This is a genomic window from Shewanella dokdonensis (assembly GCF_018394335.1).
GTDB classification, from domain to species: domain Bacteria; phylum Pseudomonadota; class Gammaproteobacteria; order Enterobacterales; family Shewanellaceae; genus Shewanella; species Shewanella dokdonensis.
This window is the reverse complement of sequence record NZ_CP074572.1, coordinates 637,585-659,518: the sequence shown is the minus strand read 5'-3', so window position 1 is coordinate 659,518 and position 21,934 is coordinate 637,585. Positions and strand designations below refer to the sequence as shown.

21 protein-coding genes and 5 pseudogenes are annotated in these 21,934 nt (G+C 48.4%); all 26 read left to right on the top strand.

Annotation, left to right across the window (positions count from 1 at the left end; translation table 11 throughout):
- Positions 1 to 111: 111 nt before the first annotated feature.
- The 26 genes and pseudogenes from KHX94_RS03135 (at position 112) to flhB (ending at position 21,897) form a co-directional block, all read left to right on the top strand.
- Positions 112 to 932, top strand: a pseudogene (locus KHX94_RS03135) (flagellin N-terminal helical domain-containing protein).
- A gap of 220 nt (positions 933 to 1,152) precedes the next feature.
- Entirely contained in the window at positions 1,153 to 1,971 is an 819-nt protein-coding gene (locus KHX94_RS03130; protein ID WP_213682332.1) for a flagellin N-terminal helical domain-containing protein, read from the top strand.
- A gap of 115 nt (positions 1,972 to 2,086) precedes the next feature.
- The gene (locus tag KHX94_RS03125; RefSeq protein ID WP_425314058.1) at positions 2,087 to 2,479 is read left to right on the top strand and encodes a flagellar protein FlaG; all 393 of its coding nucleotides are present in this window, start codon (positions 2,087 to 2,089) and stop codon (positions 2,477 to 2,479) included.
- A gap of 27 nt (positions 2,480 to 2,506) precedes the next feature.
- Positions 2,507 to 3,874 carry a flagellar filament capping protein FliD gene (gene fliD, locus KHX94_RS03120; RefSeq protein WP_213682330.1) on the top strand — a complete coding sequence of 456 codons (1,368 nt, stop codon included), beginning with the start codon at positions 2,507 to 2,509 and terminating at the stop codon, positions 3,872 to 3,874.
- Between the two features lie 15 nt (positions 3,875 to 3,889).
- A complete protein-coding gene (locus tag KHX94_RS03115; RefSeq protein WP_213682329.1) occupies positions 3,890 to 4,156 on the top strand; it encodes a hypothetical protein in 267 nt (88 codons plus the stop codon).
- 62 nt (positions 4,157 to 4,218) lie between these two features.
- Entirely contained in the window at positions 4,219 to 4,629 is a 411-nt protein-coding gene (gene fliS, locus KHX94_RS03110) for a flagellar export chaperone FliS (protein ID WP_213682328.1), read from the top strand.
- A 295-nt stretch (positions 4,630 to 4,924) separates the two neighbouring features.
- Entirely contained in the window at positions 4,925 to 6,355 is a 1,431-nt protein-coding gene (locus KHX94_RS03105; RefSeq protein WP_280529612.1) for a sigma-54 dependent transcriptional regulator, read from the top strand.
- An 85-nt stretch (positions 6,356 to 6,440) separates the two neighbouring features.
- Complete coding sequence (locus KHX94_RS03100; protein WP_213682327.1) at positions 6,441 to 7,514, top strand: sensor histidine kinase; 1,074 nt, start codon at positions 6,441 to 6,443, stop codon at positions 7,512 to 7,514.
- Positions 7,511 to 8,848, top strand: coding sequence for a sigma-54-dependent transcriptional regulator (locus tag KHX94_RS03095; RefSeq protein WP_213682326.1), 1,338 nt, complete (start codon positions 7,511 to 7,513; stop codon positions 8,846 to 8,848). The genes KHX94_RS03100 and KHX94_RS03095 overlap by 4 nt, the downstream gene beginning before the upstream one ends.
- Positions 8,849 to 9,013: 165 nt before the next feature.
- Positions 9,014 to 9,346, top strand: a complete 333-nt coding sequence (gene fliE / locus KHX94_RS03090) for a flagellar hook-basal body complex protein FliE (protein WP_213682325.1) — start codon at positions 9,014 to 9,016, stop codon at positions 9,344 to 9,346.
- Between the two features lie 31 nt (positions 9,347 to 9,377).
- A complete protein-coding gene (gene fliF, locus KHX94_RS03085) occupies positions 9,378 to 11,084 on the top strand; it encodes a flagellar basal-body MS-ring/collar protein FliF (RefSeq protein ID WP_213682324.1) in 1,707 nt (568 codons plus the stop codon).
- The gene (gene fliG, locus KHX94_RS03080; protein WP_213682323.1) at positions 11,074 to 12,114 is read left to right on the top strand and encodes a flagellar motor switch protein FliG; all 1,041 of its coding nucleotides are present in this window, start codon (positions 11,074 to 11,076) and stop codon (positions 12,112 to 12,114) included. Before fliF ends, fliG begins: the two co-directional genes overlap by 11 nt.
- Positions 12,115 to 12,126: 12 nt before the next feature.
- The gene (fliH, locus tag KHX94_RS03075) at positions 12,127 to 13,047 is read left to right on the top strand and encodes a flagellar assembly protein FliH (RefSeq protein ID WP_213682322.1); all 921 of its coding nucleotides are present in this window, start codon (positions 12,127 to 12,129) and stop codon (positions 13,045 to 13,047) included.
- A complete protein-coding gene (fliI, locus tag KHX94_RS03070) occupies positions 13,019 to 14,359 on the top strand; it encodes a flagellar protein export ATPase FliI (protein WP_213682321.1) in 1,341 nt (446 codons plus the stop codon). The genes fliH and fliI overlap by 29 nt, the downstream gene beginning before the upstream one ends.
- Positions 14,360 to 14,369: 10 nt before the next feature.
- On the top strand, positions 14,370 to 14,822 hold the full coding sequence (gene fliJ, locus KHX94_RS03065; RefSeq protein WP_213682320.1) for a flagellar export protein FliJ: 453 nt from the start codon (positions 14,370 to 14,372) through the stop codon (positions 14,820 to 14,822).
- A gap of 266 nt (positions 14,823 to 15,088) precedes the next feature.
- A complete protein-coding gene (locus KHX94_RS03060; protein ID WP_244859302.1) occupies positions 15,089 to 16,234 on the top strand; it encodes a hypothetical protein in 1,146 nt (381 codons plus the stop codon).
- Positions 16,231 to 16,536 carry a flagellar hook-length control protein FliK gene (locus KHX94_RS20095; RefSeq protein WP_244859301.1) on the top strand — a complete coding sequence of 102 codons (306 nt, stop codon included), beginning with the start codon at positions 16,231 to 16,233 and terminating at the stop codon, positions 16,534 to 16,536. The genes KHX94_RS03060 and KHX94_RS20095 overlap by 4 nt, the downstream gene beginning before the upstream one ends.
- Positions 16,537 to 16,590: 54 nt before the next feature.
- Complete coding sequence (gene fliL / locus KHX94_RS03055; protein ID WP_213682319.1) at positions 16,591 to 17,115, top strand: flagellar basal body-associated protein FliL; 525 nt, start codon at positions 16,591 to 16,593, stop codon at positions 17,113 to 17,115.
- A 171-nt stretch (positions 17,116 to 17,286) separates the two neighbouring features.
- Positions 17,287 to 17,765 (top strand): annotated as a pseudogene (locus KHX94_RS21670) (flagellar motor switch protein FliM); the annotation flags it as partial.
- 21 nt (positions 17,766 to 17,786) lie between these two features.
- A complete protein-coding gene (locus KHX94_RS21665) occupies positions 17,787 to 18,173 on the top strand; it encodes a FliM/FliN family flagellar motor switch protein (protein WP_425314057.1) in 387 nt (128 codons plus the stop codon).
- 12 nt (positions 18,174 to 18,185) lie between these two features.
- Complete coding sequence (fliN, locus tag KHX94_RS03045) at positions 18,186 to 18,569, top strand: flagellar motor switch protein FliN (RefSeq protein WP_213682318.1); 384 nt, start codon at positions 18,186 to 18,188, stop codon at positions 18,567 to 18,569.
- Between the two features lie 7 nt (positions 18,570 to 18,576).
- Positions 18,577 to 18,945 carry a flagellar biosynthetic protein FliO gene (gene fliO / locus KHX94_RS03040; RefSeq protein ID WP_213682317.1) on the top strand — a complete coding sequence of 123 codons (369 nt, stop codon included), beginning with the start codon at positions 18,577 to 18,579 and terminating at the stop codon, positions 18,943 to 18,945.
- A gap of 32 nt (positions 18,946 to 18,977) precedes the next feature.
- Positions 18,978 to 19,687 (top strand): annotated as a pseudogene (gene fliP / locus KHX94_RS03035) (flagellar type III secretion system pore protein FliP).
- A 10-nt stretch (positions 19,688 to 19,697) separates the two neighbouring features.
- Positions 19,698 to 19,961 (top strand): annotated as a pseudogene (gene fliQ, locus KHX94_RS03030) (flagellar biosynthesis protein FliQ).
- A gap of 3 nt (positions 19,962 to 19,964) precedes the next feature.
- Complete coding sequence (fliR, locus tag KHX94_RS03025) at positions 19,965 to 20,762, top strand: flagellar biosynthetic protein FliR (protein WP_213682316.1); 798 nt, start codon at positions 19,965 to 19,967, stop codon at positions 20,760 to 20,762.
- Positions 20,762 to 21,897: pseudogene (gene flhB, locus KHX94_RS03020) on the top strand (flagellar biosynthesis protein FlhB). The gene fliR and the pseudogene flhB overlap by 1 nt, the downstream one beginning before the upstream one ends.
- The last annotated feature ends 37 nt before the right edge of the window (positions 21,898 to 21,934 follow it).

The following is a 21,934-nucleotide window of genomic DNA, read 5'->3' as shown; positions in this document are numbered from 1 at the left end:
CAGCTTTGAGCGTTCTCGTTAAGGACTGGCAAAGTTGGTTCATCGAAAACTTGTTAACTAAGTTAGCCAAGCTCCGAGTCTTGGCGTGAAAACTAGGAAGAGGAATTTTACATGGCTATTACTGTTAATACGAACGTGACTTCCATGAAGGCACAAAAAACCTGAACTCATCTAGCAGTGCGTTATCGACTTCAATGGAGCGGTTGTCTTCTGGCTTGCGCATTAACAGCGCTAAAGACGATGCGGCTGGTCTGGCAATTTCAGATCGCCTCAACAGCCAGATCCGCGGTCTCGATGTCGGTATGCGCAATGCTAATGACGCCATCTCTATTGCGCAGATTTCTGAAGGCGCGATGCAAGAACAAACCAACATGTTGCAACGTATGCGTGATTTAACGGTTCAGGCGGCAAACGGTGCTAACAGTACGGCAGACTTAGCTTCTATCCAAGACGAAATGGATGCTTTGCGTGATGAAATTTCAGCGATTGGCAATAGTACTGCATTCGGTGATACTAAGTTGTTAACCGGTGATTTTGCTTCAGGTAAAGTCTTCCAGGTTGGGCATCAAGGCGATGAAACCATCACGGTTTCTGTTGGTAAGTTAGATTCAACTTCGTTGTCTGTCGCATCTTTAACCATTAATTCTTCTGTGGGTCGAACCTCTGCATTAACAAAAATTGATGCGGCGATTAAGTCCATTGATACCCAACGTGGCAAACTGGGTGCGGTTCAAAACCGTTTGTCCTACAACATCAGTAACAGCCAAAACGTACAGGCTAACGTGGCCGATGCCAAGAGTCGTATCGTGGATGTGGACTTCGCCAAAGAAACCTCTACCATGACGAAAAATCAGGTGCTGCAACAAACCGGGGCGGCGATGCTGTCACAGGCAAATCAGTTACCTCAAGTGGCATTAAGCTTGCTGCAATAATGAGCGCTTGATTGATGATTGGTATAATCCACGCCCGTAATTGGACGTGGATTAATTATTTTATAAACAATATCTTAAAAAAATTTTTTAATTTGCAATAAAAATTTCTAAAGCTCTTGAAGTATGTGCCGTTAAATAGACTGTAACCAGTTAAATCCGCCTGGCTTAAGCATCAAGACAGGCTAGATATTCCTAAGTCAGGTAGAAAGAGGAAATTGTTATGGCTATTACCGTAAATACTAACGTCACTTCAATGAAAGCTCAGAAGAACGTCAATCAATCAAATAGTGCGCTGGCGACTTCAATGGAGCGGTTGTCTTCTGGTTTGCGTATCAACAGCGCCAAAGATGACGCAGCAGGGTTGGCGATTTCAGACCGACTCAACAGCCAGATTAATGGTTTGGATGTTGGTATGCGTAATGCCAATGACGCGATTTCTATTGCACAAATTTCAGAAGGTGCGATGCAACAACAGACCAACATGTTGCAGCGTATGCGTGACTTGACAGTGCAAGCAGGTAACGGTGCTAACAGTACTGCGGATTTGTCTTCCATCAAGGACGAAATGGATGCGTTAAGTGCCGAAATCTCTGCTATTGGTAGCAATACGGCTTTCGGTGATACCAAATTGTTGGATGGCACTTTTGCCAGTGGTAAAAGTTTCCAAGTGGGTCACCAGAGCGGTGAAAATGTTACAGTAACTGTTGCTAAAACAGATTCTTCTGCTCTTGGTGTCGGTTCTTTAGCTGTGGCAACGTCAGCAAATCGTACATCTGCGCTGGCAAAAATTGATGCTGCCATCAAAACCATTGATACTCAACGTGGTAAGCTAGGTGCGGTTCAGAACCGTTTGTCCTATAACATCAGCAACAGCCAGAACGTACAGGCTAACGTAGCTGATGCTAAGAGCCGTATTGTGGACGTCGATTTCGCCAAAGAAACGTCTTCCATGACCAAGTATCAAGTGCTGCAGCAGACTGGTGCGGCGATGCTGTCACAGGCTAATCAGTTGCCTCAAGTCGCGCTGTCACTGTTGTAATTAGTTTCAGGGAACACTCTGGACAACGTGGTGTAAGGGAGATTCGGTGACACGAAGCTCCTTTTTACTATGTTATAGATAATCGGTTATTGAATGCTTAATGGAGGTAACGATGATTGATTTAAATGTCAGTTCATCTAACGCCGCAATTACCAAGCCTGATGTTGTTCAGACTTCGCCAAAAACCAAGTCTTTGACCTCATCAGAATTGGCGTTACAGAAAACGACAGAAACTAAGGACTCAACTGGCACTTCAGCGTCATCTGTCCAAGATGCGACCACTCCAGAGCAGCTTCAGAGTGTTACTGAGCAACTTTCGCACACGATGGATTTGATGCGCAAAGGGTTAGAGTTTCGCGTTGACGATAAGTCCGGTAAAAGTGTCGTCAGTGTGTTAGATATGAATTCTGGTGACGTGATTAGGCAAATACCATCAGAAGAAGCGCTGAAACTGGCGGAAAAACTGTCGGAAGTTGCTGATGGTTTACTGATGAAAACAGAAGCATAACGAAGTCACTTCACGAAGGAGGGTATAATGGCTATTACATCAACAGGCATCGGTTCTGGCTTGAATATTACGAATATCGTAGATACTTTGGTCAGCGCTGAACGTACGCCAAAGAAAGCGTTGCTGGATGATAGAGAAAATACCCTAGATTCTAAAGTGTCAGCTATTGGGTCACTGAAAAGCGCACTGTCTTCGTTTCAGGATGCTTTAAGTAAACTCAATTCTGGTGACGCGTTGAATTTACGTAAAGTTACTCAAAGTAAGGATAATTATTTTACTGCTACAGCAGATAAAAATGCTGCATCTGGTTCATATAACATAGTCGTCGACTCGTTGGCGAAGTCGCAAAAACTGGCGGGTCTAGCAACGTCTGATGCTTCAGCGGCCATTGGTAGTGGCAGCTTAAAATTTGCGATAAGTGGTAGTGAGTTTACCGTGGATGTCGCGGGCACTGATACCCTTGCCAATATTGCCGACAAAATTAATAGTGCTAGCGACAATGTAGGTGTAACTGCTACTGTCATCAGCACTGATGCCGGTAGTCGCTTAGTTTTTACCTCAGACAATACCGGAACAGATAATCAGATGACGGTCACTCCCTCTGGGGCCGAGCTCTCTACCATGTTTGGTAGCGGTAATCTGGAAACTTTGCAGTCCGCCGCTAATTCGGTGATCCACATTGATGGTCAGACTCTGACATCTCAAAGCAATAAAATCGAGAATGCTATCAGCGGCGTTACGCTAGATCTCAGCGATGCCGATCCATCACAAACTACAACAGTGACTGTTGCGCAAGATAATGACGGTGTTAAAAGTAATATTCAGGGGTTCGTTGACGCTTATAATTCACTGATGGATAAAATTAGTGCGCTGTCATCCTACGATGTTGATACTGAAACAGCTGGCGCATTGCAAGGTGATTCGTTGGTGCGTTCACTTGAATCTCAGATCCGTTCAAAACTCAGTAACAGAGTTAATACCGACAGTGGTTCTATTGCGTTATATGATATTGGTATCACTACTGACAGATACGGGAAGTTAGTGGTCGACACCGACTCTACTAAGTTGGATGACGCGGTGGCAAATAGAATGGGCGATATTGCTTCGCTGTTTGCCGCGGATACAAGTGACGGCGGTATTGCAACATCACTGGATGAGATTGTTAAGGGATACGTGAAATCTGGTGGTCTGATTGATTCCCGCAATGATTCGTATACCAAAGAACAGAAGCGCCTTGATAAACAAAGGGAATCTTTGGATATCAAGATGAACTTGCTGCAAGCTAGGCTAACTAAGCAGTTCAATGCCATGGATTTAGTGGTGGGTAATTTGAATTCCCAGGGTTCAAGCGTCGTAAGTGCATTATCTTCTCTTCCTGGCGTAGTGAAAAAATAATTGATGGAATGAGATATGGCTGACAATGGTGAATTAAAGGAATTAAATCAACAGCTTGACCAATTACTTACGCAATTGCTCGCTGCTCCCGTTGAAAGTGAAGATACGGATATTTTGGTATCAAATTTGCAAGACATGGTGCGCAGGCGTCAAATACTGCTAACAGCTTATCTTAATGAGGAAAAAGATACTCAGTTGTTGAATGAGCAGTTGGTTCTTTCAGGAAAATTTGAAAAAAAGCGATGGATATCCGTCAACATCGCCAAGATCTGCTTTCAGTGATGCAGAAAAGTAAGAATCAGTTGAATATTTATAAGTCCGTAGATGCAAACAGGTAGGTAATTATGAGAGGTTCACTGCAGTCATATCGTAAGGTATCGTTAGAAAGTGAAATTGCAGTAGCTTCGCCCCATCGCATTGTCCAATTGATGTTTAACGGGGCTTTAGAACGGCTGGCCCAAAGCCGTTTTGCCATTGAGCAGCACAATTTGGCGGCTAAAGGTGTATACATTAATAAAGCTATTGGCATTATTACTGGGCTAAAAAATAGTCTTAACATGGAGGCGGGCGGTGAGATTGCTGCCAATCTAGATCGCCTTTATGATTTTGCTATTCGGCGGATCACTGAAGCCAATGTCAATAACGATCCTGTCGCACTTGATGATGTCACCGCCATCATTAGAGAAATAAAAGAAGCATGGGATGCCATTCCGGCAGATAAGCACTATCTCACTGCCAACAAAGAACATGCTTAATCTTCAATGAGTTTGTACAAATAGGCGCCAAAATGGGCGCCTATTTTTTAACGGTCGTCATGTTTTTGACGCTTCTGTCAGTAGGCTTTCGCTATTTGGTCTAAAATCTTAATGTTTGAGACATAAAATCGATCGCGGGGTTGCTTATGTCCTGCCGATAATACAATATTCAGCATGGCTGTGGCTTTCGCTATAAACGTGAATAATAAGTTGTGTCTCGTGATGGGTTTTGGACACACAAAAACAATTAGATTAAATAATTACCTATAATTATCAGACCGTAGCGGCCTACTGAATGATGCAAACAGATCAACGAATTTTACTTGTCGGTAATCCATCGGAGCGTTCCAGTCGCTTAAGCTGTGTGTTGGAGTTTATTGGGGAACAGGTGGATCTCATCGCTGCTGATGTGGCGGAAAAACTGACACCCGAGTTACGTTGCCGGGCCTTGGTTTTACTTCCTGAGTGCTTAGAAAAGTCCCAGATCGACGCTTTGAGTAACCGACTTCCTTGGCAACCTATTCTTAGTTACGGCAAGCTTGAGCTTGCTGCCAGTAATATCCTGGGAAACATTGATGAACCTTTGAGCTATGCGCAGGTGACGGAACTGCTGCACTATTGCCAAGTCTATGGGCAGATAAAGCGCCCGCAAGTGCCGACAAGTGCGAATCAGACTAAGCTCTTCCGTAGCTTAGTTGGCCGTAGTGAAGGTATCGCCCATGTTCGGCACCTGATTAGTCAAGTCGCCGAGTCTGGGGCAACAGTGTTGGTGACTGGCCCCTCTGGGACAGGTAAAGAAGTGGTTGCCCGTAATATCCATTATTTATCTGAGCGCCGCGATGGTCCGTTTATTCCCGTGAACTGTGGGGCAATTCCTCCTGAGTTGCTGGAAAGTGAATTGTTTGGCCATGAAAAAGGCTCGTTCACCGGGGCTATCAGTGCTCGTAAAGGGCGTTTTGAATTGGCAGAAGGCGGGACGTTGTTCCTGGATGAAATTGGTGATATGCCGTTGCAGATGCAGGTGAAACTGTTACGGGTATTGCAGGAACGGGTTTTTGAACGGGTCGGTGGTGCCAAAGCAATTCAAGCGAATGTACGGGTAGTCGCTGCTACTCACCGTAATTTGGAAGCCATGATCGAAGCGGGTGAGTTCCGTGAAGACTTGTTCTATCGGCTGAATGTTTTCCCAATAGAAATGCCACCGCTGACCGAGCGCAAAGATGATATTCCACTATTGCTGCAAGAGTTAGTCAGTCGGGTCTTTAATGAAGGCAAAGGGCGTGTACGTTTTACCCAACGCGCGATTGATTCACTTAAAGAGCACGGTTGGGCCGGCAATGTCCGAGAACTTTCCAATCTCGTTGAACGATTAACGATTCTCTATCCGGGCGGGCTGGTGGATGTTAATGATTTACCAGTGAAATATCGCTACATTGATGGCCCAGAATATTCTGTAGATGTCAGTGAAGAGATGCAGGAACGCGATGCGTTGGCATCCATTTTTAGTGATGATGAACCGGTAGAAATCCCTGAAACCCGCTTCCCAAGCGAGTTACCACCGGAAGGTGTTAACCTTAAAGATCTGTTGGCGGAGTTGGAAATCGACATGATCCGCCAGGCCTTAGATCAACAAGATAACGTTGTCGCCCGTGCCGCCGAGATGCTGGGGATCCGTCGTACCACCTTAGTTGAAAAGATGCGTAAGTACGGTATGAGTAAAGAGTAAGTTCAAACTTACTGATTTTTAACTATTATTTATTGGCATAAAACCTGCTTTACCTCGTTAACAGCATTTTTTTGACGGGGTTCTTATGGCTGCTCAACCACTTGCTCAGCTGGAAACCATCTCCCATAGGGGACACCAATGGATCCAGGTGAAGGAAGCCGCCAATATGTCCAACAGAATGGGGCATATACTGCAGGCTATGCCTTCCGGTGTGGTTATTCTTAATGGCGATGGCATAGTGACTGATGCCAATCCGGTGGCGGAATCGTTACTGGATATCCCATTAGTGGGTGAGCGTTGGCTCAGCATCATCAATCGCTCATTTGCGCCCCGTAAAGACGATGGACATGAAGTGTCATTACGTAATGGCCGCCGGGTGAAACTGGCGATCACACCGCTTACTCCTGAGCCGGGTCAGCTGATCATGATCACTGACCTTACTGAAACTCGCTTGTTGCAACAGAATCTATCTCATCTGCAACGTTTATCCGCATTGGGAAAGATGGTGGCCAACTTGGCGCACCAGATCCGCACGCCGTTATCTGCAGCATTACTGTATGCCTCGAATCTTGGCAATCCCCGCTTAGATCAGCCTTCACGTCACCGCTTTCAGGAAAAACTGCTTGGTCGCCTAGGTGAACTTGAACGGCAAGTAAATGACATGCTGTTAATTGCCAAAGGTAAACAGGAACAGCTAGGCGAAAGGGTGCAAATGTCAGCTGTGGTACAACAAGTGATGATGAATTGTGAGCCTATTTGTGGCAAACGCCAGGTAGTTTTGACCGCCGAAATCCTTAGTGATGGTGAGATCCTTGCAAACCTACATGGCCTCAGTTCCGCCATTAACAATCTGGTGATGAACAGTGTTGAAGCCCAGGCTAGCGAGATTGTGCTACAGGTGCGTCGCGCCACCGATAGCATCAGTTTAACCGTTGCCGATAATGGTCATGGACTGGATAAAAAACTCCAGCACAAAGTGCTGGAACCGTTTTATACCACCAAAACACATGGCACGGGGCTGGGGCTTGCGGTTGTGCAGTCAGTGGTGAAGAGTCATGGTGGACAGTTATCACTCAGTTGTGAACCCGGTCAGGGTTGCAGTTTTACGCTGATGTTACCGCTTATTGATAACAACATCTCTGGAGACAACAACGCATGAACGATATCCGGATCTTATTAGTAGAGGACGATGTTTCTCTGCGGGAAGCTTTGTTGGACACCTTACTGATGGCCAGTTTTCAATGTGTTGATGTGGCAAGCGCGGAAGACGCGATTGTCGCACTGAAAAAATGCCAGTTTGACATGGTGATCAGTGACGTGCAGATGCCTGGGATCGGTGGTCTGGGGCTGCTGGATTACCTCAAACAGTATCATTCATCGATCCCCGTATTGCTGATGACTGCTTATGCCACCATAGATAGCGCAGTCAGTGCAATTAAGCTGGGGGCGGTGGATTATCTGGCAAAACCATTTGCCCCAGAGGTGTTGCTCAATCAGGTCAGCCGCTATTTACGGCCAAAAGCCAGCACCGGGGCTCCCGTAGTGGCAGACGACAAAAGTGTGGCATTGCTAGAGCTTGCTGGCCGCGTTGCGGCCTCTGATGCCTCAGTGATGATCCTCGGCCCTAGCGGCTCCGGCAAAGAGGTTCTGGCAAGATATATCCACCAGAAGAGTCCTCGAGCTGATGCACCATTTGTGGCAATTAACTGCGCTGCAATCCCTGAAAACATGCTGGAAGCGACCTTATTTGGCTATGAAAAAGGCGCGTTTACCGGAGCTTATCAGGCTTGTCCTGGTAAATTTGAACAAGCGCAGTTAGGTACCTTGTTGTTGGATGAGATCTCAGAAATGGATCTCGGTTTGCAAGCTAAGCTATTGCGGGTATTGCAGGAACGTGAAGTGGAACGGCTGGGCGGCCGTAAAACTATCAAGTTAGACGTCAGAGTGTTAGCCACTTCCAACCGTGACTTGAAAGAGATGGTTGCTAAAGGCGATTTTCGTGAAGATCTTTATTACCGTATCAATGTTTTTCCGCTGGCGTGGCCAGCGTTATGTCAGCGGCCTGGCGATATTGTGCCACTGGCAAAACACTTGTTGCAGCGACACGCCCAGAGCAGCAGTATTCAGCCAATGCCAACGTTTTCTGACAGCGCGCTAAGGCGTCTGTTGAGCCATCGTTGGCCAGGGAATGTGCGTGAGCTGGATAATGTGATTCAACGTGCCTTGATCCTACATCGTAATCAGCTGATTGACGCTGCTGATATTGTCATTGATCTGCAAGATGTTGCACAGACTAACAACGATGTGGCTAGCGATGTACCCGATGGCCTTGGGGATGAACTTAAAGCACAAGAACATATGATTATCCTCGAGACACTCAATCAGTGTCATGGCAGCCGCAAGTTAGTGGCAGAAAAACTGGGCATTAGTGCTCGAACCTTAAGATACAAGATGGCTAGAATGCGGGAAATGGGGATTGAGTTACCCGCGTAGGCCTCTTAACCGCCGCTTATCACCACGATGGCAGCCTTGAGCTGCCGTTTTGTTAACCTGTCGTTTATTATCTTTTCCCCAATCATTAATCTTTGGCAACCTTCTTGCATTACTCAGCTTATCTACAGATAAGCCGTCAAATGGCTGACGACAGGAGACGACATCATGCAAATCGGTGGCAACCCTCTACTGCAAGAAATGCAGTCATTGCAAGGTGAAATCACACCTAACCCTATATCCTCTTCACCTTTGCGCCAAGTGAATAACACCAGTGGTGCAGATTTTGCGAATTTGTTGAGTCAGGCTGTGGGCCATGTCAGTGAATTACAGTCCACCTCTTCTAGCCTCGCCAGCCGTCTAGATATGGGTGATACCAGCGTGAGTTTGTCAGACACAGTGATTGCCCGAGAAAAGGCGAGCGTTGCCTTTGAGGCCACTGTGCAGGTTCGAAATAAGCTGGTTGAAGCCTATAAAGAAATTATGAGTATGCCGGTATAAATCACCATTAGCACGATAGCGGGAATTTAACGTGAGTACAGAATTAGTCGCAGAAAATAACGCCACTCTTCCTAGCACCAACAATGGTGCCCAGCAGGAAAATAAGTCCGGCGTAATGGGCATGCTCGGCAGTGTCGATATGTTGAGACAAGTCAGTATGATCCTTGTCTTGGCGATCTGTTTGGCATTAGCTGTATTTATCATGATCTGGGCGCAGGAGCCTGAATATCGTCCGCTGGGTAAAATGGATACCGATCAGCAGGTGCAAGTGCTGGATGTGCTGGATAAAAATCGTATCCCTTACAAAATTGATATCGATGTTATCAAGGTGCCAGAAGACCAGTATCAGCAAGTGAAACTGCTGCTGAGCCGCTCCGGTGTATCGACCACCAATGAAGACAAGGATTTCTTAAATCAGGATTCTGGCTTTGGCGTTAGTCAGCGAATGGAACAGGCACGGCTCAAACATAGCCAAGAATTGAATCTGGCGCATGCTATTGAAGAACTTAACAGTGTGAGTCGGGCTAAAGTGATCCTGGCATTGCCCAAAGAAAATGTGTTTGCCCGTACCCGCTCCGAACCCAGTGCTACTGTGGTGGTCACTACCCGTAAAGGAGGCCTCGGTCAGGGCGAAGTTGACGCGATTGTTGATATTGTTGCGTCGGCGGTGCATGGCATGGATCCCAGCAAAGTTACGGTTACAGATGCCTCTGGTCGCTTGTTAAATTCTGGCAGCCAAGATGCTACGTCGGCCAGAGCCAGACGTGAATTGGAACTTGTGCAGCAGAAAGAACAGGAATATCGCAATAAGATCGATTCTATCTTGATCCCGATTCTGGGGCCTGAGAACTTCACTTCACAGGTTGATGTGAATATGGACTTCACCGCGGTTGAACAAACGGCCAAACGGTTTAATCCTGATTTACCGGCGCTGCGCAGTGAAATGACGGTAGATAATAAATCGGTTAATGGTACTAATGGTGGCGTGCCTGGCGCGCTGACAAATCAGCCACCAATGGCCTCCAATATCCCGCAGCAGGCAACTGGGGAAAATGCCGAAAAACCGGTTTCCAGTACCAGCCACAATGAAGCTACCCGCAATTACGAGCTGGATACCACCATCAGCCACACCAAACAGCAGATAGGCAACGTGCGGCGAGTCAGTGTGTCTGTGGCCGTGGATTTTAAATCTGGGCCTGCGGATGCTAATGGACAAACTACCCGGGTGCCACGTACCGATGCCGAAATGGCCAATATCCGCCGTTTGCTGGAAGGTGCTATCGGTTTCAATACGCAACGCGGTGATGTGATTGAAGTGGTGACCGTGCCATTCATGGATCAACTGGTAGAAGCTTTGCCGCCTGTGCCCATGTGGGAACAACCTTGGTTCTGGCGTGCTGTAAAACTGATTTTAGGCGCCTTGGTTATTTTGGTACTGATCTTGTTTGTGGTGCGGCCTATGCTGAAACGGCTGATCTACCCGAACGAAACCAATATGCCAGATGAGCCACAACTGGGACATGATCTGGCCGATATCGAAGATCAGTATGCCGCCGACACACTGGGCATGCTGCATAAACCGGATGCAGAGTACAGCTATGCAGAAGATGGTTCTATCCTGATCCCCGATTTACATAAAGATGATGATATGATTAAGGCTATCCGGGCGCTGGTCGCTAATGAACCGGAACTCTCCACTCAAGTCGTGAAAAACTGGTTACAAGACGATGGCAAATAACGAAGAGGCCAAAGCGCCTGCCAATTTTGATGTAAAGTCCCTCAGCGGGATCGATAAAACCGCAATATTACTGCTGAGTCTTAGCGAAGCAGATGCCGCGTCTATTCTCAAACATCTGGAACCCAAACAGGTACAGAAAGTGGGGATGGCGATGGCGAGTATGCAGGAATTCGGGCAGGAGCGCGTTACCGCCGTGCATAAGTTGTTTCTGGACGACATTCAGAAATATTCCTCTATCGGTTTTAACAGTCAGGAATTTATCCGTAAGGCACTGACCGCCGCACTAGGTGAAGACAAAGCCGGCAATTTGATTGACCAGATAGTCATGGGCAGCGGAGCCAAAGGGTTGGATTCATTGAAATGGATGGATGCGCGGCAGGTGGCCAGCATCATTCAGAATGAACATCCACAGATCCAAACTATTGTGCTGTCTTATCTGGAGCCTGATCAGGCGGCGCAGATATTTGCGCAGTTCCCAGAAAACACCCGCTTGGATCTGATGATGCGTATTGCCAACCTTGAAGAAGTTCAGCCCGCCGCTTTGCAGGAACTGAACGATATCATGGAAAAACAGTTCGCCGGTCAGGGTGGCGCTCAGGCGGCGAAGATGGGTGGTCTGAAAGCGGCCGCCAACATTATGAACTACTTGGAAACCGCGGTAGAAAGCCAGTTGATGGAAACCCTGCGAGAATCCGACGAAGAGATGGCACAGCAGATCCAGGATTTGATGTTTGTCTTCGAAAACCTTATCGATGTCGACGACCGTGGTATGCAGACCTTGCTGCGTGAAGTACAGCAAGATGTGTTGATGAAAGCACTGAAAGGTGCCGATGATCAACTGCGTGAAAAAATCTTCAATAACATGTCTAAACGTGCTGCTGAACTTATGCGAGATGATCTGGAAGCTATGGGCCCCGTCAGAGTCAGCGAAGTGGAAGTGGCGCAGAAAGAGATCTTGTCTATTGCTCGTCGTTTGTCCGATGCCGGTGAAATCATGCTGAGCGGTGGTGGCAGCGAAGAGTTCCTGTAAGGTATCAGTGCTATGGCCGAACATCTACCATCACGGAACATTATCCCTCCCGAAGAAGCCTCGGCGTTTGACGAATGGGTTTTACCGGATGTCGGTGCCTCCTTGCCGCCAAAAACAGAAACCAATGTTTTTGGCCGTAAAACCGCAGAATATCAAGCGCCCCAAGTCGATAAACCCTTGGTTCCTCCCACCATGGCGGAGATTGAAGCCATTCGTGCCGATGCTGAACAAGAAGGTTTTGAAGAAGGCAAGGCGGCAGGGTTTAAAGAAGGTGTAGAACAGGGCCGTTTACAGGGGCTGGAACAAGGCCATGCAGAAGGATTAGCCCAGGGGTTAGAACAAGGTAAAACGGAAGGCTTAGCGCATGCTCAAGCATTACTTAGCCAATTTGAACAACTGTTGACGCAGTTTCAGCAACCACTGGCATTACTCGACTTACAGATAGAACAGTCATTACTGACCTTAGCTGAAAACCTCAGTCGCAGCGTTATCGGTCATGAACTGAAAACCCATCCAGAACAGATCCTGGCGGCGCTACGTCAGGGGATTGACGCGTTACCAATAAAGGAGCAGAAGGTGACAATTCGGCTCCAGCCAGATGATGCGGAATTGGTGCAATCACTGTATGGCGCGGAGCAGTTACAGCGTAATCAGTGGCAAATCGAAAAAGATCCAGGACTTAATCGCGGCGATTGTATTGTGGCCTGCCAGCGTTCACAAGTGGACATGCGCCTAGAAACCCGCTTGCAGAAAGTCTTCAGTGACGTCTTCAATCGTCGCCAACAATTGGCGCGGGATGAAACACAATTAGCCCAGCAGTTGCAGTCCAAAGCGGCTGACAGCGCTGCTAAAGCCGCAGATATCAGTGCTCCTGATGTAGCGGATGATGATGACGGAGAGAGTGATGGAACAACGTCAACGCCATCTGCTTGAGGCATTTCATCAGCTTAGTCAGCGAACCGGACCTTATCAGCCTATCGCCAGTGGGCAACTGGTGCGGGTGGTGGGCTTGACGCTGGAAGCCACCGGCTGTCGTGCCCCAGTGGGGAGTTTGTGCGCTATTGATACCGTATCTGGCACCATGGTGGCAGAGGTTGTGGGGTTCGATGATGATCTGCTGTATCTGATGCCAGTTGAGGAGTTACGCGGGGTGGTTCCTGGGGCGCGGGTTATTCCTCTGGGCGAGCAGACGGGTCTTAATGTAGGCATGAAACTCCTTGGCAGAGTACTTGATGGCAATGGTCAGCCTTTGGATGGGCTCGGGCCGTTGAGCAATCAAGAGCAAACCTCCCGCCACAGCGAGCCAATCAATCCGCTTGCGAGACGCGCAATTACCGAACCACTCGATGTTGGCGTCAGGGCTATCAATGCCATGCTGACGGTCGGGAAGGGGCAGCGCATGGGGCTATTTGCGGGTTCAGGCGTGGGTAAAAGTGTGTTGTTGGGGATGATGACCCGCGGTACTACCGCCGATATTATTGTGGTGGGCTTAGTCGGTGAACGTGGCCGCGAAGTTAAAGAATTTATTGAAGAGATCCTTGGTGAAGCAGGGCGTGCCCGTTCGGTAGTGATTGCGGCTCCCGCCGATACCTCGCCGTTGATGCGTTTACGCGCCTGTGAAACCTCAACACGTATTGCCGAATATTTTCGAGATTTAGGATATGACGTGCTGCTGTTGATGGACAGCCTGACACGTTATGCCCAGGCGCAACGTGAAATCGCTTTGGCGGTAGGTGAGCCACCGGCAACCAAGGGGTATCCGCCCTCGGTATTTGCTCGGCTACCACGGCTAGTAGAACGCGCCGGGAATGGTGGTGAGGGGCAGGGATCTATTACGGCTTTTTATACGGTGCTGACCGAAGGCGATGATCAGCAAGATCCGATTGCCGATGCCTCCAGAGCTATTCTGGATGGTCACATTGTCCTGTCGCGAGCGCTGGCCGATTCTGGACACTATCCGGCAATCGATATTGAAGCCTCCATCAGCCGTGTCGCTCCTATGGTGATCTCTGCCGAACATCTGGAGGCGATGCGCCGGGTGAAACAGATGTATTCCCTATATCAGCAGAATCGTGATCTGATCTCCATTGGTGCCTATTCACAGGGTAGCGATCCGCGCATTGACAATGCCATTCGCCTGGCAACCTGCAACCAATGCCTTTTAAGGCAACATCTGCATGAATCGGTGAGCTTTGCTGACAGCCAGCAGATGTTGGGGCAGTTGGCGGCTCAGTGTCGGGTATAAGGGCGAATAAATGGCACACGATCCCTTACTGACTGTACTTAAACTGGCTAAAGAAGCGGAAGAACAGGCAGCGCTTCGCCTAAAAGCCGCGCAGTTTGAGCATCAAAAACGTGTCAATCAGTTACAGTCGTTGCGGGACTATCGCCTAGATTACATGCGGCAACTGGCGGCTCAGCAAGGGCAACAGATCCGCGCTGACTATTATCAGCAGTTTCATCGGTTTGTGCGCCAAGTCGACGAAGCCATTAAACAGCAGCTAGCCGTGGTGCATGAGGCCGAACAGCAAAAGCAGTATCGCCAGCAACATTGGATGGAAAAACAGCAGAAACGTAAAGCGGTGGAGCTGCTGCTAGAGAAAAAGGCCCAACAAAAGCAACTGCGAGAAAATAAACAGGAGCAAAAACTCATTGACGAGTTTGCGTCTCAACAGTTTCTGCGGCGGAAACTGAATACACATCAATAAAACATTTGGCCTGTTTTTTGCTTTATCCAGCTATTACTGTTAAATATCGCCAAATTTCAGGTTGCTGCAGCAAACTTGTAGCACAGAGATTTCACGCTGGAGGACAGCATGCAACAGCTAGCCAACAACGTAGTGTCATCCCCTCAGAACAATGCGGGGAAAGTTGTCTCAGAATCTGCTAAGGGATCTGATAATTCAGGTTTTTTGACGCTTTTCAGCAAGCACAATCCACCTCAAGTTATACCGGAAACCAGCGCGCAGCACAGGTGAATGCTTACGCCTCATCTGTTACTACTGGCGCAAAAAAGACCGTGGTTGATGCCAATGCGGGTGCTGATGACAAAGTGGCTTCAGTGCTAGGGCAGATTTCCATGGGCAAGAAGTTGCCGCCGGAAGAAAAATTGCAAAATGCCGTCACTAAACTGGCACAGCTTGCCGGGCTGGATGAACAGCAACTCCAGCAGCTTTCAGGGCAAGACCCTAAAGCGTTATTGCAGCAGTTGGCGGCGATGCTGAACAACTCGTCAGCAGTTGGCAGTGCTGCCGATGGTACTGGTAAGAGCGAAGATAATCTTGATTCTGCGCTTGCTCAGCTACTCGATGCCCTGGTGGCACTGTTACCCCAAGATGATACCTCGACTGCCGCCGCCGATTCGGCACAAACATTACAGGCATTATTGTCACAGTTGCAGCAGCACGCCTCTGGCGATGCCGCAGGCTCAGATAAAGCTAGCGATAAAACTGGGGTAAACAGCGACGATGAGTCGCAGACTGATACCCCGCTTGAACAAGCGCTGGCGGAGTTATTGGCGGCATTGCAGCAACTGCCCGTGAATCAGCATTCACCTGCAACGACTACCGCAAGTGGTAAAGATTTACTGGGGGCTAATGGTTCGACGCACTCCTCTCCCCAAGGGCAATTACAGCAATTACTGGCGCAGTTATTGACGGATGAACAAGCACAAGACAAGGCGGGCGCAGGCAATAGCGCCACAGATAAGTCATTGATAGCGCAGATGTCTTCTACTGGACAACTGCTGGATGCGGATGCCGCAGCCAAGCATAGTGCCTTGGATAAATTCAGCGATAGCATCAAAGCAGCACTGGAAAATGTTGCCGAAGCCAGTGCCGATAAAGCGGCTAAATCGCCCTTAATAAAAGATTTGCAGGATAGTATTACTGAGGTGAAATCACCGCAGCATGCCGCTGCGCCTGGGTTAACAACGGCCACTAATCGTAATGGCATGACTCAGTATCAGTTATCATTGCGGCAGGCCGGTGAACCGCAGCAGAGTACTCAAGAATTAGTGCAGCGATTTGCACCAGCCATCAGGCAGCAGTTGCTGACAATGGTAAATAACGGTGTGCATCACGCTGAGATCCGTTTAGATCCCCCGAACTTGGTGCGATGACCGTCAAGTTACAGGTGCAGGGAGAACACACGCAGGTACAGTTCCATGTGACCCAGCCACAAACTCGGGAGTTGCTGGAACAGTCCATGCCCAGATTAAGAGAGCTGTTACAGCAGCAAGGTATGCAATTAGCCGATGGCCAAGTATCACAAGGCGGAGGACAGCAAAGTCAGCCGCAGGGGCAGATGGCTGGCAACGGTGATGTTTCTTCCGCCGCTGTTGGTGAAATTTCCGCCGAAGAACTCAGCACAGCCGCAGAACCGTCGTTAACTTCGACATCCGCTATAGATTATTATGCGTGAGCAGGTAACCTATTAGGTTGGAAATGTTATCGGGTAGCGTAACAGGAATAATTCATGGCAGAACAAGACGAACTGCAATTGCAGGAAAACCCAGAAGGTAAAAGCAAGCGTAAGAAAAAATTGCTGATTATCGGTGGTGCCGCTGGGGTGTTGGTGTTGTTAGTGCTGGCCGCTGTGCTGTGGTGGATTTTTGGTGGCAGTAGCGAGGACGCCGCGCCAGTCGAGGACCCGGCGAAAGCGGCACAAACTGACAACTCTAAAGAAGCATTTTATGTAGCAATGCCAAGGCCATTCTTGTTCAATCTGCCGGGTAATAACCAGACGCGGCTGGTGGAAATTAAAGTACAGTTGATGGTGCGCGGTAGCGATGACGACATCTTGCTGAAAAAACATATTCCGCTGGTGGAAGATGCCCTGCTAACAACATTTAGCAGCGGCAGTGTTGAAAAACTCAGCACTCAAGCCGGGAAAGATGAATTACGGCAGTTAGCGCTGTTGAATGTACAGAATACGCTGCAACCGGTAACGGGCCGTAAAGTGGTCGAAAAAGTATTATTTACCGGCTTTGTGATGCAATAGCCCCGAATTTGACAGGATAGAGGCGGTATCGTGAGTGACTTATTAAGCCAGGACGAAATCGATGCGCTGTTACACGGCGTTGATGATATCGATGAAGATGAGGTAGAAGAGTCAAGCCTTGAAGCTAAAAGCTATGACTTTTCCTCTCAGGATCGCATCGTCCGTGGGCGCATGCCGACACTGGAAATAGTCAATGAGCGTTTTGCCAGGCATCTGCGGATCAGCATGTTCAACATGATGCGGCGTTCGGCAGAAGTTTCGATCAACGGTGTACAAATGCTCAAGTTTGGCGAGTACGTGCATACGCTGTTTGTGCCAACCAGCTTGAATATGGTGCGTTTTAATCCGTTAAAAGGCACGGCGCTGATCACCATGGAAGCACGCTTAGTGTTTATCCTGGTCGATAACTTTTTGGCGGGGATGGCCGGTTTCATGCCAAGATTGAAGGGCGCGAATTCACGCCAACCGAGCGGCGCATCATTCAGTTGCTGATGAAGATCGTCTTTGAAGATTACAAAGATGCTTGGGCTCCGGTGATGGATGTAGAGTTTGATTTCCTTGACTCTGAAGTTAACCCTGCCATGGCTAACATCGTCAGCCCGACCGAAGTTGTGGTGGTAAATTCGTTTCATATTGAAGTCGACGGTGGCGGTGGTGATTTCCATATCACCATGCCGTACTCCATGATTGAACCCATTCGTGAATTGCTCGATGCCGGTGTGCAAAGTGATAAACAGGACACCGACATGCGCTGGTCGCAGGCGCTTAAAGATGAAATCATGGATGTTAAAGTGGGGCTTGATGCAACACTGGTTGAGAAAGAGCTGTCGCTCCGAGATGTGATGGAATTTAAAGCCGGAGATGTTATTCCGGTGGAGTTACCTGAATATCTGGTGATGCGCATTGAAGATCTGCCGTCCTATCGCTGTAAACTTGGCAAAGTTCAGGATAATCTGGCATTACAGATAATGACTAAAATTGCGCGACCGGAAACGGTCAAGACCGAGTTACAGTTGGTCACTCATAAAAATAAGTCAAAAAATCTCTCTGAAATATAAGGTGCAATACGCATGAGTAACGACGAGATGGACGATTGGGCTGCTGCGATGGCAGAGCAAGCCGATGCCGATGAAGAAACCAAAGCGGTGGAACTGGATGAGCTGAAAAGCACGGCCAAAGCGATCAATGTGGATGAGGCCAAATTAGATGCCATTTTAGATATTCCCGTGACCATTTCGATGGAGGTGGGACGTAGCTTTATCAGCATTCGTAATCTGTTACAGCTAAACCAAGGTTCCGTTGTGGAACTGGATCGGGTGGCCGGGGAACCGCTGGATGTGATGGTCAATGGTACGCTGATTGCCCACGGTGAAGTGGTGGTGGTTAACGATAAATTTGGTATCCGTCTGACTGACGTGATCAGCCAAACTGAACGTATCAAAAAACTCAAGTGAGCAGCTTATGAGTCAGACTCTCGCAACTACCGCAGATGCCGCTCAGGCTGTGACGGGGAAAAGCACTGTGGATATCACGGCTTTTGCCGGTATGTTTGGTGGCCTACTGCTGGTATTGCTGATTATTTTTGTGCTGGCCTACCTGTTGAAACGTTTGAATCTGGTCAGTGGTACTCATTCAGTCATTAAAACCTTAGCGCAGACGCCTGTCGGGCCCAAAGAACGTCTGGTATTGGCCGAACTTGACGGACAGCAATACCTGCTGGGTGTCACGGCCGGACAGATTACCTTATTGGATAAATTGCAGCAGCCAGTGTTGGTTGAAACCAATACTTTTGCTAATCGGCTGAAAATGGCTAGGCAGACGCAGCGATGAAGTGGTCACTGCTGTTTGTCTTTCTGGCGGCGATGTTGTCGCCATCGCTGGCCCATGCCCAAGATGCCTTGTTTCCGGCGGTAACCGTGACCACCGGGCCTAATGGCGCCACTGAATACTCTGTCACCATGCAGATCCTGTTGCTGATGACCGCGCTGAGTTTTTGCCCGCAATGGTCATTATGCTCACCTCGTTCACCCGGATAATTGTGGTGCTGGCCATCTTGCGTCAAGCGTTAGGGTTGCAACAGACACCATCGAATCAAGTGTTGATAGGCATCAGCTTGTTCATGACCTTTTTCATCATGTCACCGGTGTTTGACAAAATTTATGATGGTGCGGTGCAGCCCTATATGAATGAGAGCATGACGCTGCAACAAGCGGTGAAAGCCGGGGAAGGACCGCTGAAGCAGTTTATGTTGGCGCAAACCCGCAACACTGACTTGAACTCCTTTATTGAAATTGCCGGTTATAAAGGCATTCAAAAACCGGAAGATACGCCGATGACAGTGGTCATTCCGGCATTTATCACCAGTGAGCTGAAAACGGCTTTCCAGATTGGTTTTATGCTGTTTATTCCATTCTTGGTTCTGGATTTGGTGGTTGCTAGTATTCTGATGGCCATGGGGATGATGATGTTGTCTCCTATGATAGTTTCACTCCCATTTAAGATTATGTTGTTTGTGTTAGTGGATGGCTGGACGCTGGTGATGGGTACGTTGGCGAACAGTTTCGGACAATAGGAGACGCATTATGACACCTGAGGCTTTTGTCGATGTGTTGCGTGAAGCACTGTCGGTGATTGTAATCATCGTGTCAGCAGTGGTTGTCCCCAGTCTGCTTATTGGGTTAGTTGTGTCAGTTTTTCAAGCGGCCACCTCCATTAACGAACAAACGCTGAGCTTTTTACCCTGCTGACCACCTTGTTTGCCCTGATGTTCCTCGGCCATTGGCTGGTGCAAACGCTGATGGATTTTTATGGAAATGGTGCAGCGGATCCCGCAAGTGGTGGGGTAGTACATGGAAATCCTGTTTGACTCCATCCAACAGGTACTGGCGGGATATCTCTGGCCACTGTTTCGCATTGCCAGCATGTTGATGGTGATGGCAATTTTTGGCGCCAGTACCACCCCAACCCGGGTGCGGTTGTTGCTGGCTGTTGCCATCACGGTTGCTGTTGCACCTGTGCTCCCTCCTATGCCGAAAATGGAACTGCTATCGCTGGAATCCGTCTTTATCACGGCGCAGCAGTTATTAATTGGTTCGGCGATGGGGTTTGTCACCTTATTGCTGATGCAGACTTTTGTGCTGACTGGGCAGATCATCGGGATGCAAACCAGTTTAGGGTTTGCGTCTATGGTCGATCCGGCTTCGGGGCAGCAAACCCCGGTGGTCGGGAATTTTTTCTTAGTGTTAACGACGCTAATTTTTCTCAGTGTTGATGGTCATCTGGTGCTGATCCGCATGTTGGTTGCCAGCTTTAACACAATTCCGGTATCTATCCACGGCATCAATATTGCCAGTTATCGCAGTTTGGCTGAGTGGGGCAGCTACATGTTTGGGGCGGCGTTGACCATGTCAATCTCGGCCATTGTAGCGTTACTGACAGTGAATCTTGCCTTCGGGGTGATGACCCGCGCGTCACCTCAATTGAATATTTTTTCCATTGGTTTTCCGGTGGCCATGATTGGTGGTTTACTTATTTTATGGCTGACATTGGGGCCTATCATGGCACATTTTGATGATGTGTGGCATGCGGCGCAGGTGTTGTTGTGTGACGTGGCACAGCTGCAATGCAAGCTTGATGGAGGCTTCTGATGGCGGAGAATCAGGACGGCCAGGAAAAGACCGAACAGGCGACGTCGAGACGGCTGGAACAGGCCAGAGAAAAGGACAGGTAGCGCGTTCGCGCGAATTAGGCACTTCTGCTGTGTTATTAGCCGCGGCGCTTGGAATGTTGGTGATTGGACCGAGTCTGGCCAAAAGCCTGATGGAGATGATGACCAAAGTCTATTCCATGGATCGCTCACAGATTTTTGATACCAACAGTATGTTCACGGTATGGAAGACGGTGATTAGCGAATTGGCTTGGCCTGTGCTTGGCTTCATCCTGATGCTCGGGGCGGTAGCATTTATTGGCAATATCGTTTTAGGCGGAATTACTTTTTCCTCTGATGCCATTATGCCAAAGGGGAACAAGATGAACCCGGTCACTGGCCTGAAACGTATGTTTGGTATTCAGGCGCTGGTGGAGTTGACCAAGGGGATTGCTAAATTCTCAGTGGTGGCGCTCGCGGCCTATCTTTTGCTCACTTATTACTTCCCGGATATTCTCAACCTGTCGCAAGATAATCTGCCTGGTAATGTAGGTCATGCTCTTAAGCTACTGTTGTGGCTATTTATTTTGCTATGTGCCTCGACCTTGCTGATTGTGGTAATCGATGTGCCTTATCAGATCTGGAACCACAACAAACAGCTGCGGATGACCAAACAGGAAGTCAAGGATGAGTACAAAGACACTGAAGGTAAACCGGAAGTGAAAGGGCGCATCCGCCAGTTGCAACGAGAGATGGCACAGCGGCGGATGATGGCGGAAGTTCCCAAGGCTGACGTGATAGTGGTCAATCCAGAACATTTTGCCGTGGCACTAAAATATGATGCCAAAAAATCACCCGCCCCTTATTTGGTCGCCAAAGGTGTTGATGACATTGCCTTTAAAATCCGTGAAATTGCCCGTGAGTACAATGTTCCCATCGTTGCCGCTCCTTTGCTGGCGCGGGCGATTTATCACACTACCAAACTGGAACAGCAAATTCCTGATGGACTGTTTACGGCGGTAGCGCAAGTGCTGGCGTATGTTTATCAGTTGCGCCAGTATCAGAAAGGCCGCGGTAGAAAGCCTACACCGTTACCGCTGAGTCAGCCTATTCCAGACGAGTTTAAACAATACTGATTAGGATTGGTCTAAATTTTGCTTACACCTGTTTAAA

Bases quoted from the DNA above. Each gene is read 5' to 3' on its own strand.
- KHX94_RS03130 (WP_213682332.1), top strand. From the start codon at position 1,153: ATGGCTATTACCGTAAATACTAACGTCACTTCAATGAAAGCTCAGAAG.
- fliD (WP_213682330.1), top strand. From the start codon at position 2,507: ATGGCTATTACATCAACAGGCATCGGTTCTGGCTTGAATATTACGAAT.
- KHX94_RS03115 (WP_213682329.1), top strand. From the start codon at position 3,890: ATGGCTGACAATGGTGAATTAAAGGAATTAAATCAACAGCTTGACCAA.
- fliS (WP_213682328.1), top strand. From the start codon at position 4,219: ATGAGAGGTTCACTGCAGTCATATCGTAAGGTATCGTTAGAAAGTGAA.
- KHX94_RS03105 (WP_280529612.1), top strand. From the start codon at position 4,925: ATGATGCAAACAGATCAACGAATTTTACTTGTCGGTAATCCATCGGAG.
- KHX94_RS03100 (WP_213682327.1), top strand. From the start codon at position 6,441: ATGGCTGCTCAACCACTTGCTCAGCTGGAAACCATCTCCCATAGGGGA.
- KHX94_RS03095 (WP_213682326.1), top strand. From the start codon at position 7,511: ATGAACGATATCCGGATCTTATTAGTAGAGGACGATGTTTCTCTGCGG.
- fliE (WP_213682325.1), top strand. From the start codon at position 9,014: ATGCAAATCGGTGGCAACCCTCTACTGCAAGAAATGCAGTCATTGCAA.
- fliG (WP_213682323.1), top strand. From the start codon at position 11,074: ATGGCAAATAACGAAGAGGCCAAAGCGCCTGCCAATTTTGATGTAAAG.
- fliH (WP_213682322.1), top strand. From the start codon at position 12,127: ATGGCCGAACATCTACCATCACGGAACATTATCCCTCCCGAAGAAGCC.
- fliI (WP_213682321.1), top strand. From the start codon at position 13,019: ATGGAACAACGTCAACGCCATCTGCTTGAGGCATTTCATCAGCTTAGT.
- fliJ (WP_213682320.1), top strand. From the start codon at position 14,370: ATGGCACACGATCCCTTACTGACTGTACTTAAACTGGCTAAAGAAGCG.
- KHX94_RS20095 (WP_244859301.1), top strand. From the start codon at position 16,231: ATGACCGTCAAGTTACAGGTGCAGGGAGAACACACGCAGGTACAGTTC.
- fliL (WP_213682319.1), top strand. From the start codon at position 16,591: ATGGCAGAACAAGACGAACTGCAATTGCAGGAAAACCCAGAAGGTAAA.
- KHX94_RS21665 (WP_425314057.1), top strand. From the start codon at position 17,787: ATGCCGTACTCCATGATTGAACCCATTCGTGAATTGCTCGATGCCGGT.
- fliN (WP_213682318.1), top strand. From the start codon at position 18,186: ATGAGTAACGACGAGATGGACGATTGGGCTGCTGCGATGGCAGAGCAA.
- fliO (WP_213682317.1), top strand. From the start codon at position 18,577: ATGAGTCAGACTCTCGCAACTACCGCAGATGCCGCTCAGGCTGTGACG.
- fliR (WP_213682316.1), top strand. From the start codon at position 19,965: ATGGAAATCCTGTTTGACTCCATCCAACAGGTACTGGCGGGATATCTC.